Annotated in this window: 16 protein-coding genes; 9 read left to right on the top strand and 7 right to left on the bottom strand. The window is 43.9% G+C overall.

Annotated features, from left to right (window positions below):
* Positions 1-184 precede the first annotated feature (184 nt).
* Positions 185-634, bottom strand: coding sequence for a tRNA (adenosine(37)-N6)-threonylcarbamoyltransferase complex ATPase subunit type 1 TsaE (tsaE, locus tag QUB61_RS15445; RefSeq protein ID WP_333129665.1), 450 nt, complete (start codon positions 632-634; stop codon positions 185-187).
* A 162-nt stretch (positions 635-796) separates the two neighbouring features.
* Complete coding sequence (locus QUB61_RS15440) at positions 797-2,200, bottom strand: gluconeogenesis factor YvcK family protein (RefSeq protein WP_333129661.1); 1,404 nt, start codon at positions 2,198-2,200, stop codon at positions 797-799.
* Between the two features lie 171 nt (positions 2,201-2,371).
* On the opposite strand from QUB61_RS15440, the gene QUB61_RS15435 reads away from it, so the two are divergent.
* From QUB61_RS15435 to QUB61_RS15415, 5 genes are all read left to right on the top strand, one after another.
* Positions 2,372-3,154 (top strand): ATP-binding cassette domain-containing protein, encoded by a 783-nt coding sequence (locus QUB61_RS15435; protein ID WP_333129659.1) that lies wholly within the window; start codon positions 2,372-2,374, stop codon positions 3,152-3,154.
* 111 nt (positions 3,155-3,265) lie between these two features.
* Positions 3,266-3,646, top strand: a complete 381-nt coding sequence (locus QUB61_RS15430) for a four helix bundle protein (protein WP_333129657.1) — start codon at positions 3,266-3,268, stop codon at positions 3,644-3,646.
* Between the two features lie 125 nt (positions 3,647-3,771).
* Positions 3,772-5,262, top strand: coding sequence for an MlaD family protein (locus QUB61_RS15425; RefSeq protein ID WP_333129655.1), 1,491 nt, complete (start codon positions 3,772-3,774; stop codon positions 5,260-5,262).
* Between the two features lie 183 nt (positions 5,263-5,445).
* The gene (locus QUB61_RS15420; RefSeq protein ID WP_333129653.1) at positions 5,446-6,243 is read left to right on the top strand and encodes a Uma2 family endonuclease; all 798 of its coding nucleotides are present in this window, start codon (positions 5,446-5,448) and stop codon (positions 6,241-6,243) included.
* Between the two features lie 124 nt (positions 6,244-6,367).
* A complete protein-coding gene (locus QUB61_RS15415; protein WP_333129650.1) occupies positions 6,368-6,967 on the top strand; it encodes a Uma2 family endonuclease in 600 nt (199 codons plus the stop codon).
* A 119-nt stretch (positions 6,968-7,086) separates the two neighbouring features.
* On the opposite strand, the gene QUB61_RS15410 is transcribed toward QUB61_RS15415, so the two are convergent.
* Together QUB61_RS15410 and QUB61_RS15405 are read right to left on the bottom strand one after the other, a co-directional pair.
* Positions 7,087-7,521 carry a hypothetical protein gene (locus QUB61_RS15410; RefSeq protein ID WP_333129648.1) on the bottom strand — a complete coding sequence of 145 codons (435 nt, stop codon included), beginning with the start codon at positions 7,519-7,521 and terminating at the stop codon, positions 7,087-7,089.
* On the bottom strand, positions 7,514-7,744 hold the full coding sequence (locus QUB61_RS15405; RefSeq protein ID WP_333129647.1) for a hypothetical protein: 231 nt from the start codon (positions 7,742-7,744) through the stop codon (positions 7,514-7,516). Before QUB61_RS15405 ends, QUB61_RS15410 begins: the two co-directional genes overlap by 8 nt.
* A gap of 170 nt (positions 7,745-7,914) precedes the next feature.
* On the opposite strand from QUB61_RS15405, the gene QUB61_RS15400 reads away from it, so the two are divergent.
* From QUB61_RS15400 to QUB61_RS15390, 3 genes are all read left to right on the top strand, one after another.
* Entirely contained in the window at positions 7,915-8,064 is a 150-nt protein-coding gene (locus QUB61_RS15400; RefSeq protein WP_333190011.1) for a hypothetical protein, read from the top strand.
* Positions 8,039-8,431 carry a tetratricopeptide repeat protein gene (locus tag QUB61_RS15395; RefSeq protein WP_333129643.1) on the top strand — a complete coding sequence of 131 codons (393 nt, stop codon included), beginning with the start codon at positions 8,039-8,041 and terminating at the stop codon, positions 8,429-8,431. Before QUB61_RS15400 ends, QUB61_RS15395 begins: the two co-directional genes overlap by 26 nt.
* A gap of 76 nt (positions 8,432-8,507) precedes the next feature.
* A complete protein-coding gene (locus QUB61_RS15390) occupies positions 8,508-11,951 on the top strand; it encodes a CmcI family methyltransferase (protein WP_333129640.1) in 3,444 nt (1,147 codons plus the stop codon).
* A 60-nt stretch (positions 11,952-12,011) separates the two neighbouring features.
* Here the strand turns inward: QUB61_RS15390 and QUB61_RS15385 are convergent, their stop codons facing one another.
* The 3 genes from QUB61_RS15385 to QUB61_RS15375 all read right to left on the bottom strand — a co-directional run bounded on the left by QUB61_RS15385 (position 12,012) and on the right by QUB61_RS15375 (position 16,314).
* Positions 12,012-14,255 carry an O-linked N-acetylglucosamine transferase family protein gene (locus QUB61_RS15385; RefSeq protein WP_333129638.1) on the bottom strand — a complete coding sequence of 748 codons (2,244 nt, stop codon included), beginning with the start codon at positions 14,253-14,255 and terminating at the stop codon, positions 12,012-12,014.
* 101 nt (positions 14,256-14,356) lie between these two features.
* Entirely contained in the window at positions 14,357-14,884 is a 528-nt protein-coding gene (locus tag QUB61_RS15380; RefSeq protein ID WP_333129635.1) for a type IV pilin-like G/H family protein, read from the bottom strand.
* 113 nt (positions 14,885-14,997) lie between these two features.
* On the bottom strand, positions 14,998-16,314 hold the full coding sequence (locus QUB61_RS15375) for a methyltransferase domain-containing protein (RefSeq protein ID WP_333129633.1): 1,317 nt from the start codon (positions 16,312-16,314) through the stop codon (positions 14,998-15,000).
* A gap of 33 nt (positions 16,315-16,347) precedes the next feature.
* Between QUB61_RS15375 and QUB61_RS15370 the strand changes: the two genes are divergently transcribed.
* Positions 16,348-16,602, top strand: coding sequence for a hypothetical protein (locus QUB61_RS15370; RefSeq protein ID WP_333129631.1), 255 nt, complete (start codon positions 16,348-16,350; stop codon positions 16,600-16,602).
* Positions 16,603-16,637: the final 35 nt, after the last annotated feature.

The raw sequence follows: 16,637 nt of genomic DNA, 5'->3' as shown, positions 1-16,637 counted from the left end.
GGTAGGCACAGATATTTTTCCTACACTGAATGTATGATAATCCTTAGTCATTAAAGCCAGAACTGCGGAATGTGGGTAGAAAGGTTAGCAACACGCATTAATGATGCTATTGCTGGTGAGGAAACTTTGAGAGGTAAATTGATTCGAGTCAACCGCCCGCCGCAGTAAGTTCGATCGGCTTTTCTTAAATTTCCCATTGCCAATCCAATAAGTCGCCATTACCAATTACTTCAATTTGCCGCCCGTTATCTAGATAACTTAAAGAAATTTGCAAATAATTCTCGGGTTTGTACTGCAATCTTTCCCCCCATTCGATCGCCACAATTCCCAAATCCCTTTCTAATCCGTCCCAATAACTTTCTAAGTGCAAAGCCTCGGCTTCTTCGGGTTCCAGCCGATACAAATCTAGATGATAAAGCGGAAGTCGCCCTGCAAAATACTCGTTAATCAGGGTGAAAGTAGGACTTTCGATCGAGTCTGAGATTCCTAAACCTTCAGCGATACCTTGAACTAAGGTAGTTTTGCCAGCACCTAAATCTCCTTGTAATAAGATTATGGTGCCTGGGGGGAGCGCTCGACCTAACGCCTTACCAAACTTGCGCGTAGCCTCACAATCGGGAAGCAAAGTTTTCATTTTAGTCATTAGTCATTAGTCATTAGTCATTAGTCATTAGATGAGGAAGAAGTAATATTCTCCCACTCTCTCGAAGGCCGAAGGTAGAAGGCAGAATTAAATAAACCCTCTCCCCAACTCAAAACTCAAAACTATTCCTTTCCCACTTTCCCCTCACAGGCATCAGTAAATGTTCTGGGCGCGGCCGTACCAACGCAGCAACATCCCCGCCAACCTTTGAGAATTGTGGCGAATTAAACCCGTATTTTCATCTTCATCCATCACATTTGCGATGACAATTCGCCGCCCCAATTGCGTTACGGCTTCTCGATCGAGCACAACCGGATAAGAATTCTCCTGAGAATAGCGGATCAAAGCTTTTGCAGAAGGGACTTTTCCCTGAACTACTACAGCATCGAACAGCGGCCGGCCACAAGCGCGGTCGATCGCCCGAATGTGGTCTGCAACACTGTATCCGTCAGTTTCCCCCGGCTGAGTCATAATATTGCACACATAAATGCGCGGAACTTCGGTGTTGGCGATCGCATCAGCAATTTCCGGCACCAACAAATTCGGAATGACACTCGTATAAAGACTCCCGGGCCCAATAATCATAAAATCCGCTTCCCTCAGTGCGATCGCCACCCTGGGCAACGCCGGAGGATTAGCAGGAGTGCAGCCTATCTTGAGGATTTTCCCGTTAGCTTTTGTAATGCTGGACTCCCCCTCAATTCTCCGGCCGTCAGCCAGTTCTGCCCACAAAGAAACGTCGCTCAGAGTAGCCGGCAGCACCTCTCCCCTAACGGCTAAAACTTTAGAACTCGCGGCGATCGCCTGTTCCAAATCTCCAGCAATATCGCTCATCGCGGTCAAAAACAAATTCCCAAAACTGTGACCCATCAAACCGTCACCGGCCTGAAAGCGATATTGAAATAACTCAGTCAATAACTTTTCCTCATCTGCCAAAGCCGCCAAACAATTGCGAATGTCTCCCGGCGGCAATACGCCAATTTCCCTGCGCAGCCGCCCGGAAGACCCGCCATCATCCGCCACCGTGACAATCGCAGTGATTTTGGCGCTGTAATCCTTCAATCCCCTGAGCAAATTAGAAAGGCCCGTACCGCCCCCAATTGCCACAATTTTCGGGCCGCGGTTCAAGCGGCGGTGGTTGAGGAGTCGATCGACCAATTCCTCATTCCCTTCGGGCATCAGCACTTGAGTAATAGAGTTCAAACTGCGAGTTTGCCCCCACAGAATTAACAAAATCCCGCCAGCAACGATCAGCGGGCCCGACACGTAATTGGGAATAACTTCCGCAATCCACGCCAAAAAATTTCTCAACAATTGCAAGAAGAAAAAAATCGGAGTCATCCCAGTCCAAATCGCTAAACCCAAACTGGCAAGTACCACACCGCTAGCACTGATGAGCAGCCACCGTTTCACCAACAGTCCGGGGGCCAACCACTTAAACCACTGGTAAACTCGCCCGTTCCGCAAAGAAGGGGGGTAAGGATTTCTGGAGCGGCCAAAAACCTGCTTGGCTTTAGCTAAGACGCGAAGGGCTTTAGGAAGTGAACTAATTGACATGGTTAATTAGTCTTAAGGGTATGGGAACAGCTCAAGCTGACAAATTTACAATACAAGAGAGTTTTGATTCTGGCAGTCAATTTTAGTCATTAGTCATGACTCATTAGTCATGAGTCATGAGTCATTAGCTAGACTGATGACTGAGGACTGATAACTTATTGATAACATCCTATGGCTGAGCCACTAATCGAACTCAAGGGGGTAAGTAAGTCCTTCGGTCAGAACCCGATCCTCGATCGAGTCGATCTGAGGATTTATCGGGGAGAGGCCCTGGCAATTATTGGCCCTTCCGGGACGGGGAAATCTACGATTTTGCGGATAATTGCGGGTTTGTTGGCCCCGGATGCCGGGGAGGTTTTCGTTCAGGGACAGCGCAGGGTCGGATGGGTGGACGACGTGGCAGATCCGATCGGAATTGGGATGGTGTTTCAGCAAGCGGCTTTGTTTGATTCGCTGACGGTGGAGGAGAATGTCGGTTTTTTACTTTACCAGCATTCTAAGCTGCCGCGCCGCCGCATTCGGGAATTGGTGGACGAAAAGTTGGAGATGGTGGGTTTGCCGAGAATTGGCGAACGCTATCCGGCGCAGTTGTCTGGGGGAATGCGGAAGCGAGTAAGTTTTGCCCGCGCCATCATGGCGAATCCCGATAATGCCAGGGATAATCCAGAGGTTTTGCTGTACGATGAACCGACAGCGGGTTTAGATCCGATCGCTTCGACGGTAATTGAAGATTTAATCCGCGACTTGCAGGCGGCCCAAGGTGTTTGCAGCACTTATGCGATCGTCACTCACCAAGACAGTACCATCCGCCGCACTGCCGATCGCATCGTGTTTCTCTATCGAGGCAAAGTGCAGTGGGAGGGAACTGTCAGCGATATTGCATCGACAGATAATTTGTTAATTAAACAATTTTTTAGCGGCAGCGTTACTGGGCCAATTCAGGTGATTGGATAGTCAATTGTCATCAGTCATTAGTTATTAGTCATTAGTCATTAGTCATTAATCATTAATCATTAGTTATTAGTCATTAGTTATTAGTCATTAGTTATTAAAGTCGAGGGTAATATGGCTACAAAAAGTTTTCAGGAATTGCGGGTTTATAAATTATCAGAACGACGAGCTGATGAAATTTGGAAAGCTGTTAACACTTGGGAGCCATTTGCCAAAAATACGATCGGCCAACAAATTGTCCGTTCAGCCGATAGCGTCGGTGCTAACATAGCAGAAGGAGTCGGACGAGGCAGCTATCAAGACAATAAACGTTTTGTCAAGATAGCTAGAGGTTCTTTATATGAAACTCAACACTGGTTGAGACGAGCTTACACTCGAAACCTTTTAACTGTTGAACAAGTCAATATATTCACAGCAATCATTAATGACTTAGCTCCGCAATTAAACTCCTACCTACAATCTATCGGATCATCCCCTAAAAATCACGACCAATAACTCACAAATAATAACTAATGACTAATGACTAATAACTAATGACTAATAACTAACAACTAATGACTAACAACTAATGACTAATGACTAATGACTAATGACTAATGACTAATGACTAATGAGGTAATATGCAATCGCGAACTGTAAGAGAAGGTTCTGTCGGGTTCTTAATTTTAGTCGGAATCGGTTTATTTGGCGGCTTAGTGCTCTGGCTGCGGGGCGTGCAGCTAGGCAACCGCAGCTACAAATTCGCCGTAGAATTTGCCAGCGCCCAAGGAATGCAAATAGGCACGCCCATCAGGTATCGTGGGGTTGCAGTCGGTAAAATTACCGCCCTTAAAGCGGGTTCCAACGGCGTAGACGTGACGCTGGAGATTGCCCCCGGTACTTTAGTGATTCCCCGGGATGTTACGATCGAAGCGAATAAATCCGGTTTAATTGGCGAATCGTCGATCGACATTACCCCCAACTCGATTTTGCCAGAATCCTTACTTACCGCCAATCCCGTTAGTGCCGACTGTCCCCCTGAGATTATCTGCAAAAATTCGCGCTTAAAAGGTCAAACTGGAGTCACTATCGACGAACTAATTCGATCCACAGTCCGCCTAGCTAATTTCTACACCGACCCCGCGCTGTTCAACAATATTAAATCCCTGACAGAGAATACAGCCAACACAGCTAAAGGTGCAGCTAAACTCACTCAGGATTTGTCTAATTTAACTCAAACTGCCAAAGCCGAAATAAAAACTTTGAATCAATCTGTTAGGGGAGACATTGGCAGCTTAAATCAATCGGTAAAAACCGAAATAGCAAGTTTAAATCAATCATTAAAAGGGGAAGCGAGCAGTTTAAATCAATCATTAAAGGTAGAAGCTAGCAGCTTAAATCAATCGCTAAAAGGGGAAATATCAGCAGTCGCCGCTGATGTTTCTAAAGTAGCAGCTACGGCGGACACTTCCACAAAAGCCGTATCTGCCGCTGCGATAAATTCTGCTAATTCAGTAACTCAAGCAGCCAATCAAATTACATTAACAGCCAACCAAGTCAATTCTTTAGTAGCCACCAACCGCGGCAGTTTAGTCTCAACTCTGAATAACATCAATCAAAGCAGTCAGGAACTGCGGGTAGCTGTCAGCAGTTTGAGTCCGACAATTAATCGAATCAACCAAGGACAATTGCTGAACAATTTAGAAGTTTTATCAGCGAATGCAGCCCAAGCTTCTAGTAATTTGCGAGATTTATCCAGCCAAGTAAACAATCCCGCCACTTTGCTATTATTGCAGCAAACTCTAGATTCCGCACGAGCTACATTTCAGAACGTGCAGAAAATTACTTCCGACGTGGATGATTTGACGGGAGATCCGGCTTTCCGCAACAACATTCGCAGGTTGTTCAACGGATTAGGAGGCTTGTTGGGTTCGACAGAACAACTGCGACAGCAAGTTAAAGTCGCTCAAACATTAGCTCCACTTTCTGAGAAAGTAAATGCTAGTACAACAGCCAAAAATCAATCAGTAGAGCCTGGATATTCCAGCTTGGACAAACAGCAAAAATTGCCTGTTATACCTTCTCAAACTCCAACGTCAGCAGAACCAGTTACTCCCGAAAACACCCCTTAAAACAGGGTATCATTGAATAACCGCAATTATTGCAAGATTCGCGAGTTGCTTTAGTTAGTAAGGTGCGCCTTTCGCACCCCGATTACAGCTAGTTAATAAGGTGCGCCTTTCGCAGCCATGCCTTAAAGTTATTGTCCAAATCCTATTAACAAAAAACTCTTTCACTCAAAACAAGGAAAACCAATGACGCAAACATTATCGAAACCGGCCGAAACCAAAACCCAGTATACTGTAACTTGGGAAAAATTGCCAGATGACTTTAAATTACCCGACGATCCCGTGGAAAACATCGACCAACCACTTTTAGCCGCCGCCTTGCGAGAAGCTTTGGAACTCGCAGGATTTATCCTAGCTTCAATGCTAATAGCTTCCAATTTTGGACTGTGTGCCAAAGTCAACGACAAAATAGTAGTAAAAGCCCCAGATTGGGTGTACGTTCCCTCGGTATTGCCAGCAGAACCAGGAGAAGTTCGCCGCAGTTATACGCGCAATGCTGAGGGAGAAATACCCGCAGTAGTGATGGAATTTTTATCGGATACAGACGGCAGTGAATATTCAAATAAACCGACATATCCTTACGGAAAATGGCGGTTTTATGAGCGAATTTTGCAAGTACCGATTTATGTAATTTTTGAACCGAAATCGGGAGTATTGGAAGTGTACAGACTCTCGACCTCGGGAGAATACGAATTGCAAGAACCGGATGCTAATCAGCGATTCTGGATAGAATCAATGGGTTTATTTCTGGGGGTTTGGGAAGGTGAAAAATCTCAGAGAACGGGTTATTGGTTGCGCTGGTGGGATGAGAATGGCAATTTGCTGCTGTGGGGCGCCGAACGGGTGGAACAGGAACGCCAGCGCGCCGAAGAGGAACGCCAGCGCGCCGAAGAGGAACGCCAGAGGGCAGAAGAGGAACGCCAGAGGGCCGATCGACTAATGGCATACTTGATTCGTCAGGGTATCGATCCTGATGGCATTTGAAGGTGTGGGAGGTCGATCGATTTTAGATTTTAGATTTTAGATTTTCGATTGAATAATTGGGAATCAAGGAGCCAGAGCGAGCGATTTTAGAGTTGAGATTTTCGATTGAGAATTAAGGAGCGCCATGACTGCAACAACATTAGAAGAAAAATTAGATCGGCCGTTGCTATTTCCAGGGTTAACCTGGGAACAATTCAAAACCTTAGAACCGATGCTCGATATTCCAGGGGTTCGGCTGTCATTTTTAGATGGGATACTGGAGATTCAGAAAATGCCTGGAAGAAAACACGAAACAGCCAAGGGACGTATCGGTGCGTTGGTAGAAACTTACATGATGGCGGCAGGAATCGATTTCACCCCTACGGAGTCTCTGACATTAGAAAATGAATCGCGACTGGTGAAGTGTGAAGCAGACAAGTCTTACGAATTGGGTACTGACAGAGAACGTCCAGATTTAGCGATCGAAGTAGTCGTCACTAGCGGCGGAATTGATAAGCTAGAGGCTTACAAACGGCTGCAAATCCCTGAAGTCTGGTTTTGGGAAAACAGCCGACTGTCTCTGTATGCTCTCAGACAGCAAGCATACGAAGAGATTGCGAGTTCCCAATTGCTCCCAGAGCTCGATATAGGTTTACTCGTCAGGTGTGTTAATATGCCGAGTCATGTTGAGGCAATTAAGGAATTCAAAAGGGATCGATCGGGATTTGTAGTCAAACATAGATAATACATATCCCGGACTTCTTAAAGAAGTCGGGTATCTAGCAACGATCCAACGTCATTGATGAAGTACACCCCGATCGCTCCCCGTAGTTACCCTGGGCCGTGTCCCAAGAGCTGGAACTCCTAAACTTCAGTGTATTCTTTGCCTTTTTGAGACTCTAACCAACGTTGATAAGCTTCCTTATCACCTCTAAAGGAATCGACAGAAACTTGACGTTCTGGCATAGGTTTGAGGGGAGCATCAATAGGGGAATATTGGCAATAGCAGATTACTACCATATCAAATTCACCGATCGGAATATCGGGAGTATAAGTCTCAACCCGCGCAACTTCCCAATCACCTGTGCGGTAATGAGTGCTGTAACCGTGCCTATCTGGATCGTGTTCTGTTTCCACACGAACAAACTCTGGGGGACGATAGCCAACTTCAGGAATTGGCCCGTCAGAAGAGTCAAAGTGTTCTGCCAAAATCTTTGTTAATGATTGGGTGTGTTGAAACTTGCGTTTTTCCCAACCAGGTTGGCGCTTGTCTGCTCTAAAGACAATCCATTTACGCATCTTCATCCTCTTTGCTTTCTAGTTCTTTGTACCAGTCTGGAAACTCGGTTTTGCCTTGAAAAACACAATCAACTTTTAGAATAGGGCCGTCAATTTTCTCAATCTCAATCAGCTTCCAACCATACTTTTCTTCCATCTCTTCACAACAATCTGGATCTGCCGCTCCATGTCGAGACTTGTCTTCATCTGGATCGTAACGCAACCAGTTTGGATTGTTTGGCATAATTGTATTGCTCCCTGTGTTGGGTTGACAACCTTGGAGAAGTCGTCTGGACTCGGTATTTGCGGTACTGCGTCCGGGCGCGTCTTTGTAAAATTATAGGATAATTGTTACAAGCTCGGCCCGCTTCTGAACCAGAGAATTGGTTGAAGTTGCTTGACAATTATCATTTTATGTGGTTAGTTTTTAGCGAAAATTTTAAATTGGGAGGGGCGATCGTTTGGCGATCGAACTTGGGCATTCTAGAGATAGGTGCGAGTGCGAGTGCCTGGAAAACAGCGACGCCAAGAGTTAGCAATGGAAAGTACACAGAAAAAATCTAGTGATAGTCGGGTTCACAGGAGCGATCGAATTAAGCAGATTTTTGCGTTAGTATCAATGGTTTCGTTTGGTGGTTCTGCGATTTTTGGTGTTGTGAGTCTGTTCAGTAGCGGTTTGAGCAGCCAGCACCAGCAAAAATCTGCTCCGGTAGCTGTTTCTCAGGAATCTTTGCTGGCGGCGCAGGAACGGGGATATGAGACGGTTTTGCAGCGGGAACCGCAGAATCAGACGGCTCTGGAGGGATTGGCAAAAGTGCGGTTGCAGATGAATAATGGGAAAGGGGCGATCGAGCCTTTGGAGAAGTTGGTGAAGCTAAATCCCGATCGGGCTGATTATAAGGCGCTGTTGGGGCAGGCGAAGGAGAAGTAGGGCGATCGCTGATAAAGCTGTTAGTCAGATAAAGAGAAAAGTTTAGCTAGGTAAGAGCAACTCAGGAAAGTTAATTATGTTAAATAATGCAGAACAAGACGTTATAACGGGGTTTCATAAACTTTACTACGACCGGGGGCAAGACGGTGCCACTTGGCGAAATACTCGTTGGATGGGAGTGCCAATTCTTAAATGTCCCCTTGACCTATGGATTTACCAAGAAATTATTTTTGAAATTAAGCCTGAAATAATTATTGAATGCGGAACATTTGATGGGGGCAGTGCTCTATTTTTAGCCCATCTCTGCGACATCATCAGACATGGCGAAATTGTCAGTATTGATATTGAAGAACGCAGCGGACGACCTCAACATTCTCGGATATCTTACTGGGTCGGCTCATCAATTTCTGAACAAATGATAGAACGGGTCAGGCAAAAAGTATCCGGTCGAAGTCCCGTTTTGGTGATTTTGGATTCTGACCACAGCGCTAATCATGTAATTCAAGAATTACGCCTCTATAGCCCATTGGTGACACCGGGAAGTTATGTCATTGTTGAAGATACGAATATTAATGGTCATCCTGTTTTTCCGGATTTTGGTCCGGGCCCAATGGAAGCAGTACAAGCGTTTCTGAGGGAAAATTCTTCTTTCTCCGTATCTACAGATTGCGAAAAATTATTTTTAACTTTTAACCCATCTGGATACTTGAAGAGAAGTATTAGTTCGGAAAGTGTTAAACAATTAAGCAAAGGCAATCGAGAATCTTTTCCAAAATCTGAGATGGTGCGTGTAGATATAGGATGTGGCGATCGCAAACCTGATAATTTTGTGGGAGTAGATGTGTGTCCTGGTTTAGGAGTAGACATTGTTGCCGATCTTAATCAGCGATTTCCCTTTCCAGATAACAGTGTCGATGAACTTAGAGCCTACGACACTATAGCACACTTGGTAGATAGAATTCATACAATGAATGAAATTTGGAGAATTTGTAAGCCAGGAGCAAAAGTTGATATTCTAGTTCCTTCTACTGACGGTCGAGGTGCTTTTCAAGATCCTACTCATGTCAGCTTTTGGAATATTAATTCTTTTCTGTACTATTGTATAGATTTTCCTAATTATATAGACCTTTGTAGAAAATATGGATTTAAAGGTGCATTTAAAGCTGTCAGGTTAGAACACGAAGAATCCTCGCATAACGTCATTCACGTTAAAGCTGAATTAGTTGTAATCAAGGATAAACAGGAGGTTAAAGCGAGCCAGATACTGGAAGAAAAACCCGGCATCGAGTCCTTTTTCCTAGCCGTTGGTAAATGTATAGAGCAGTATGAAAATAACTCGCAGGAACCTGATGTAATAGCAAATATCCGTCAATATCGAAAACTGATTGCTGACAGATGGCTTAATTTATCGCCAGACCAGCTTGAAGAAAATTATCTAGGGGCGTTGGGTGAAGTACATCGCTCGCTGACCAACAGTATGTTAAAGAAGGAACCCATAACACAGGAAGAAAAAAATTTCATAGATGCTTTATCAGCCAAAATTACTAAAGGATTGGATGAGCCAGAGGCTGTTAATTACCTGTTAGCAGCAATGCTGTACAGTCGTGCTGATAATTTGCCGTTATCTCACAACCTTTATCCCATCCCCCAGTGGTTTATCAATGACTATTTAAAATTTGTACTTAATTATGTACCCTACTTTCAGGAAGTAGAAGAAGCAGATAGTTACTATAAGTATATGCGAGAATGGGTGGATTATATACACTCATCTATTTTTTCCAATCTAGATTCCTTGTTTTGGAAAAATGTGGCTAGGATTTTTTTACAAGTAGCTAATTTCATTCCTATTTATTTTAATGAAGCCAATTTGAAAGATATTTATGTAAAGCGAGCGGAGATATTAGAGTATGCACTGAAGCTCAACGGGCATGAGATTGATTATAATTTTTTCGATTCATCTGCCAAGTACAGAAAAAAACGAATAGGTATCCTTGCGTCACATTTTACGCCAGCAGCAGAAACATTTGCATCTCTACCAGTTTATGAGTATCTCAGTAGAGATTTTGAAGTTATCTTATATTCTCTTAGTAACACGGGACATCGACTAGAGCAATATTGTCAAAGCTGCGCTAATTCCTTTAAGCTGCTACCAAATGATTTAACCAATCAGGTGAATTTGATTCGCAGTGATGACCTGGATATTTTATTTGTTGCCACAAATATTACAGCCGGAACCAACCAAATTTGCTTACTGTCAATGCACCGACTAGCGAGGATTCAAGTTACCAGCGTTTCCTCAGTTGTCACAACAGGTATACGTCATATGGATTACTATATATCTGGTAAGTTGACTGATTGGTGTGACGATGCAGAACAACATTATCAGGAAAAATTGTTAAAACTTGATGGTTCTGCCCACTGCTTTAGTTATGGGTCTGAACAAAATACTGCTACGATAAAAGTAAGTCGAGAAAGCCTTGGGATAGCTGAATCAGCGGTAGTTTTTATCTGCGGTGCTAACCTGTTTAAAATTACTCCTGAGTTGAGTAATAGTTGGGCAAAAATAATAGCTGCGCTTCCAAATTCAGTTTTAGTTCTCTACCCATTTGGCCCAAATTGGTCAAAAAATTATGCGAAGGAGGCTTTTAAAGCCCACCTAAATAAAACTTTTGCTCAGCACGGTGTCGAGTTAGATAGGTTACTAATTTTAGACCCCCATCCTATACCAAACCGGGATGATATCAAGGAATACTTAAAGCTAGCGGATATATATCTGGATTCATATCCTTTTGCCGGAACAACCTCTGTGATAGACCCATTGGAAGTTGGTTTGCCTGTAGTAGCCAGACAGGGTACTTGCTTCCGCTCTGCGATGGGAGCAGCACTTGTACAAGAACTGGCTATGCCTGATTTAGTTGGCAGCAGTGAAGAGTCTTACATCCAGATAGCGATCGCACTCGGTACTGACCGAGAATTACGCCAGCAAAAAAGTGAACATATCCAGCAAAAAATGCTGAGCAAACCACGATTTCTGGACAGCCGTTCTTACTCTGCTCAAATGGGAGCCTTATTCCAAGAACTCATCCGAAAATATCATATAGACGATCTCAGCAACTGCCTCGGGTTAAAAGATATCAACCTAATTATTTTTCCAGATTGGAGTCAATCGGAAGAATTAATATCTCAGGATTTAGTGAGAGCAATCAGAGCGATCGCAACTCACCCGGACAAAAGTAAAATGACTTTGCTGGTAGACAGCAGCAACATTTCTGACGAAGATGCCAGTCTCGCTTTGTCTGGCGTAGCGATGAATCTTTTGATGGAAGAGGATTTAGACGTTTCCGAAGGGCCAGAAATTTCACTTCTAGGACAGTTGAGCGAACTTCAGAGGGAAATTCTCATTTCTAACCTTCACGCTCGGATTGTTTTGGAAAATGAGAATAGAGAGGCGATCGCTCAGGCCAAAGCCGAGAACATTTCCTCATTTGAACTAGACCGTTTTATGCAGGAGAGTCTCTGATTAATCTAGCTAGTTTGTGCAGCGAGTTACCGCACCAACTACTCACTGGGAATACCACCATCAATGATTTTTGTCAACATATATTTGCCACATTTGCTCGTAAGCTTTTTCCATCTCTCGCGTAAATTGCTTGCCATTCCACAGGGGTGCAGTTTGTCGTGATTGCCGCAATTTCCAAGATATTTGCTGCCGCAAAACAGGATCTTTTCCTAAACGAATTCCCCATTCTACATACTCTTCATCAGTCCAAGCAATCCCTTCCGAAATACCTGCATTCATCATCATCGTGTAGCTGTTGCGGCTAGCAAATTGCTGCCCTACACGGGTTACTATAGGAACACCCATCCACAGCGTCTCCATTGTAGTTGTAGCTCCGTTGTAGGGGTAAGTATCTAATACTACATCAGCTATGCCTAAATTAGCGCGGTGCACTTCCTCTGAAGGAGCGGATGGTAAAAATCTTAGGCGTTCTGCCCCTACTCCCTCACATTCTGCAATCTCAATAAAGAAATTTTTTAGAGATTCTTGATTGGCCACCCCTTTTACTAAAAAATAGCTGTTGGGAACTCCTTTAATAATTTGCATTTGCAGCCTTGCTGTATCGGGGTGATATTTGTATCCCTTCTGACCAGTAAAATAAATAACAGCATCAGTAGGAATATCTAATTGATCGCGCCGGAGAGTAGGTACACCAACTTCAAAACCATCTACAGCTATATAGGTTTGAGGCAAACGCCAGATTTTTTCTGTGTAGTAATCCTGAGCAGATTCCGGTAAAACATAAGGATCAGCAATAAAATAATCAACAGCAGGAATCTCCGAGGCATCCCAACCTAACCAGGTTACTTGTATTGGTGCTGGTTTCATTGCTATTGCCTCGCAAGTGTTAGTTAGCGTTAAACTATCAAGGTCTATCAAAATATCAATTTCATCTTCATAAATTTTTTCAGCAGCTTCTTGACCACTGAGTTCTAATTTGCAAGCCTTGGAAACCTGACCCACAAACCATTCTTGTAATGAATTATAATTTCCTTGATAGCCCATAAAGTAACCATTAATCTCAAAGCGATCTCGATCGTGGTACTGAAATACCCATCGTGACAACCAACCGACAGAATGAGTCCAGAAGCAGTGGGAGATATATCCAATTTTTAAACGCTTTGTAGAAACATCGGTTTTTCTCAACCTAGATTTCCACTGGCGACACAGATTTACCTTTTCCTTCAGAGACGTTTCTATTTTTAATTGTGCTAAACGAGCTATTTGACTACGAATTTTTAAATTTTCCTCAATTCGATCTTGCAAATAAGGAAAGAAAAAAATAGAATTAAATAATCCCAGAGCTGATGTCCCCCATAGCTCATCATTGTTTTGTTCATCGATCAAAGAAGCAAGCAGGGACTTCTGCAATTCAAAAGCCAAGCAAACTTCATTCCAGTAGCCACCTGCACCCATCAACCCACGCATAATTAGCAAGTTACCATAAATTTTATTGAGTAACTTTTCTTGAAGTGAATAGTATAATTTAGCTGCTTCTATTCCCTTCGTATATTGACGGCTATCTTGATAAAAAGAAGCCAACGCATATAAAAGTTCTGGATGTTGAGGAAGGAACTTTAAACCGAGTTCGGTAAAACTGGCTGCAACATCAGCTCGTTTAAATGAGTAACAAAGTTTATAGACAAAGGGGAGTAACAATTGCTCTAAAATTGAGGTATGATCTTTAATATATACTAAAGCACTTTCTGTAAAAGCGAGAGATAAAAGGTCAAATGGTGCCCCATCTAAAACATTTTTCAATACTTGTATTAATAGCTCTTTATCGACTTCTACTACTTCCGAATTGAGCAGTTCAAGGATATGCAGCTCCTTCAATATTTCTCCTTTGTATGTTTTGAGCAAAGTAGACAGCCCGATTAAATGTAACAAGTTATTAACTCCTTCTGGGTTAATTTCCCGTATATGCTGCCGGATTGCCCACGCTATACAATAGTCCTCTTCTCTTGTTCCCTGTAATCGTCGTCGCTCTGCTTCTGTTTCCAATACCTCAATTAGTTCTTTTGTCCACTTTTCTATGTCTTCTGGCTCTCCATCTGCCATTCCTATGAGCCATGTTGTCTGAGCTTCACTTTCTTGACCCTGCAAGAGAAAAATCAAACCTAAGTGCCAGTAGTAGGAGTTAACATTAGGCTCCTGAAAAATTGCCTCTTCGTAAATTTTCGCTGCTTGATAATAGTTATCTGAAAAAAAATATTTTTCAGCTTGCTGCTGCCATCCGGCAACGGATGAAGAAGTAGAAATCATAAACTTTAAAGGAATTTTTATGAAAATTTTAAAGCGGGTAGCACTATATGCTACCCGCTGATGCAGGATTATCAACCAGCCAGAGTAATAAAACTCAGAAACTACTTAGTAACAGGGTCGGGGACCGTTCCACCACATGCAGTAGCACCTGCGGCTAAATCACCTGCATTACCTGTATTTGAACCTCCTTCTTGACAGATGATGCTGGTAGTTGTTTTTGCCTCTCCAGCTGTTACTAAAGCCACGCTTCCCCCATATCCTTTGAGAGAAGTAACCAGTGGTTTAGCATTAGCAACTCCTCCAGTGCCCGTATTACCTTGGCTCAAGTCATACGAGTAGTTAGTGGTTTGAGTTTTGATACCAAGACCCAATTCAGTACCAGTGGGATCGACCGAAAATTTGCTATTCTCTGCGTAAAAAGCCTGCTGACCCTTGTTCATTGAACTGACATACTGCTTAGCTTCAGATTGCTTGGCCTTGTTTGCTTGGTTGAGGAACGCGGGCAAAGCGATTGCAGACAAAATACCGATGATGATGATAACAACCAGCAGTTCAATCAGGGTGAAACCTTGATCCTGTCTTCTTTTGTTGATGTGTTGCAGGAACTTGGCTTTAAATTCAGTCTTCATAATTTGTTTCTCCTTGAGGGGGTGAAATGCTCGATTTCTAACTCTTATATGTAACTTACCCAGTTTCCCCCGCTTTGCTATCATCTCGTCCCATTTTTTTTTATGTCAGGTGGCTAACGCTCCAAAAGCACGTACAGAGAGACTTCCAGCCTAGTCAACAGTTCCTTGACTTCATCAAAGGCCGTCTCCTGGGCTGCGGGTTCTAGATTAGAAGCAGGCTCTGCTCTGCTCTGCAGCCATTTCTCGACTAGCGACACCGCAGACTGCGGCCCATCCCACAGAGGTAATAAGCAAGCAGCGATCGTACTCTCGATCTCCACGGGTGCTAGAGTTGCCACAGTAATATAACGACTAATCTCAAACGGCGTCTCGCTGGCAATGCAATTACTCAAGTCTTCCCTCGCCTGGGAATTCCTGAGTTGAGGATGCAAATGCACCCGCGCCGACTGCCAGTCAGCCTCCGTCCATTCCGCAACAGGCACACAAGCCTGAGTGCCGGGATTGCCGCACCAGAAATCAAACAATCGGTGTAGGGGATGAAACAGTTCAAATAAATGCAGCCTCTCTTCCACAGAAGTTTCTGGCAGACTCATCGCCAAAAACGGAGGCAAATCATCTGGATCTTTGAACACATCCATCAAGTCCCAGCGGCTCCACGCCACCATGCTGATAAAATCTAGATCGGCTGCTCTCAAAAGTCCAAACAGTTCAGGCACGCTACAGCCTTTGTCACCCAGCAATAAATGGTTGGCCAAAATCCAGTGATCATCCTTCGCGCGATCGGCATTCCAAGTAACTACTTTGAGCCATATTGCATCTTGTAGCGCGTCCATAGTTTCCCGGACTATTTCAACCTCCAACTCACCTGGTACTCCATTCATTAATCCCATTGCTCTAAAAGCAGCTTGAGCGCGAAACATTCCCGTTCTACCAATGGAACTGTGCAGGTTAGTCCTAATAATACCGTCTGGTTTAAGAACCGATTTCATCGCCTGCAATCCTACAACAGCGTCGGGCAATAAATAAAGCACTTCGTCAGCATTAATGTAGTCGAACTGCCAACCTAAACTGGGTAATTCTTCTATTTTCATCACATAAAATTCCGCATTCTCAAAACCGTGATATTGCAAGCGGTGGCGGGCTAACTTAACAGATTCTTCTGATAAATCAATGCCCACAATTTTAGCTCCCGGATTAGCTGTCGCCAAAATTAAGGATTTGTAGCCGCTACCGCATCCCGCATCCAGAATCAGTTTGCCTTGAGTATTGACAACTTTCCGATTTCTAAAGTAGTAAGCAGTTACAAGGTTATGAAGGTAAAGCAACTCATACTCAGACTCAGGAGATTTTTCGAGAGGAATTCTCGGATAAGGGGCATCGTCAAATTGCTGGCGAATTTGGTCTATTAAATCAGATTCTTGATTTTCCATTATGAATTAATCTTGATGCTGCTAAATTGTTCGGTGGCACTTCCTATTATAAAATGGAAAGGCATTTCCTCCCTAAGCGATCGCCCAACCACCCCTTTCATGAACACAAACATCAGCCCCATCCTCAAAGTATTCTCCTTCTCCGCCGCCCTCTCCCTTGCCATTAAGTACGCAGGCCCCACCTTATCCATACCCTCTACCGACATCAACGCCCTAATCGCCGTCTTTACCCCCAGTATCATCCTAGCTGCCATCCTCGGCTGGCGATCGCGCCAACAGCCAAGATAGGGGATGGAGGGCGAGATCGCCCAAAGACGAGTTAA

The sequence above is a fragment of the Microcoleus sp. C2D2 genome, assembly GCF_036702495.1.
Lineage (GTDB): Bacteria > Cyanobacteriota > Cyanobacteriia > Cyanobacteriales > Microcoleaceae > Microcoleus.
Note: the sequence above shows the minus strand (reverse complement) of the source record. Positions and strands in the feature narration are given on the sequence as shown.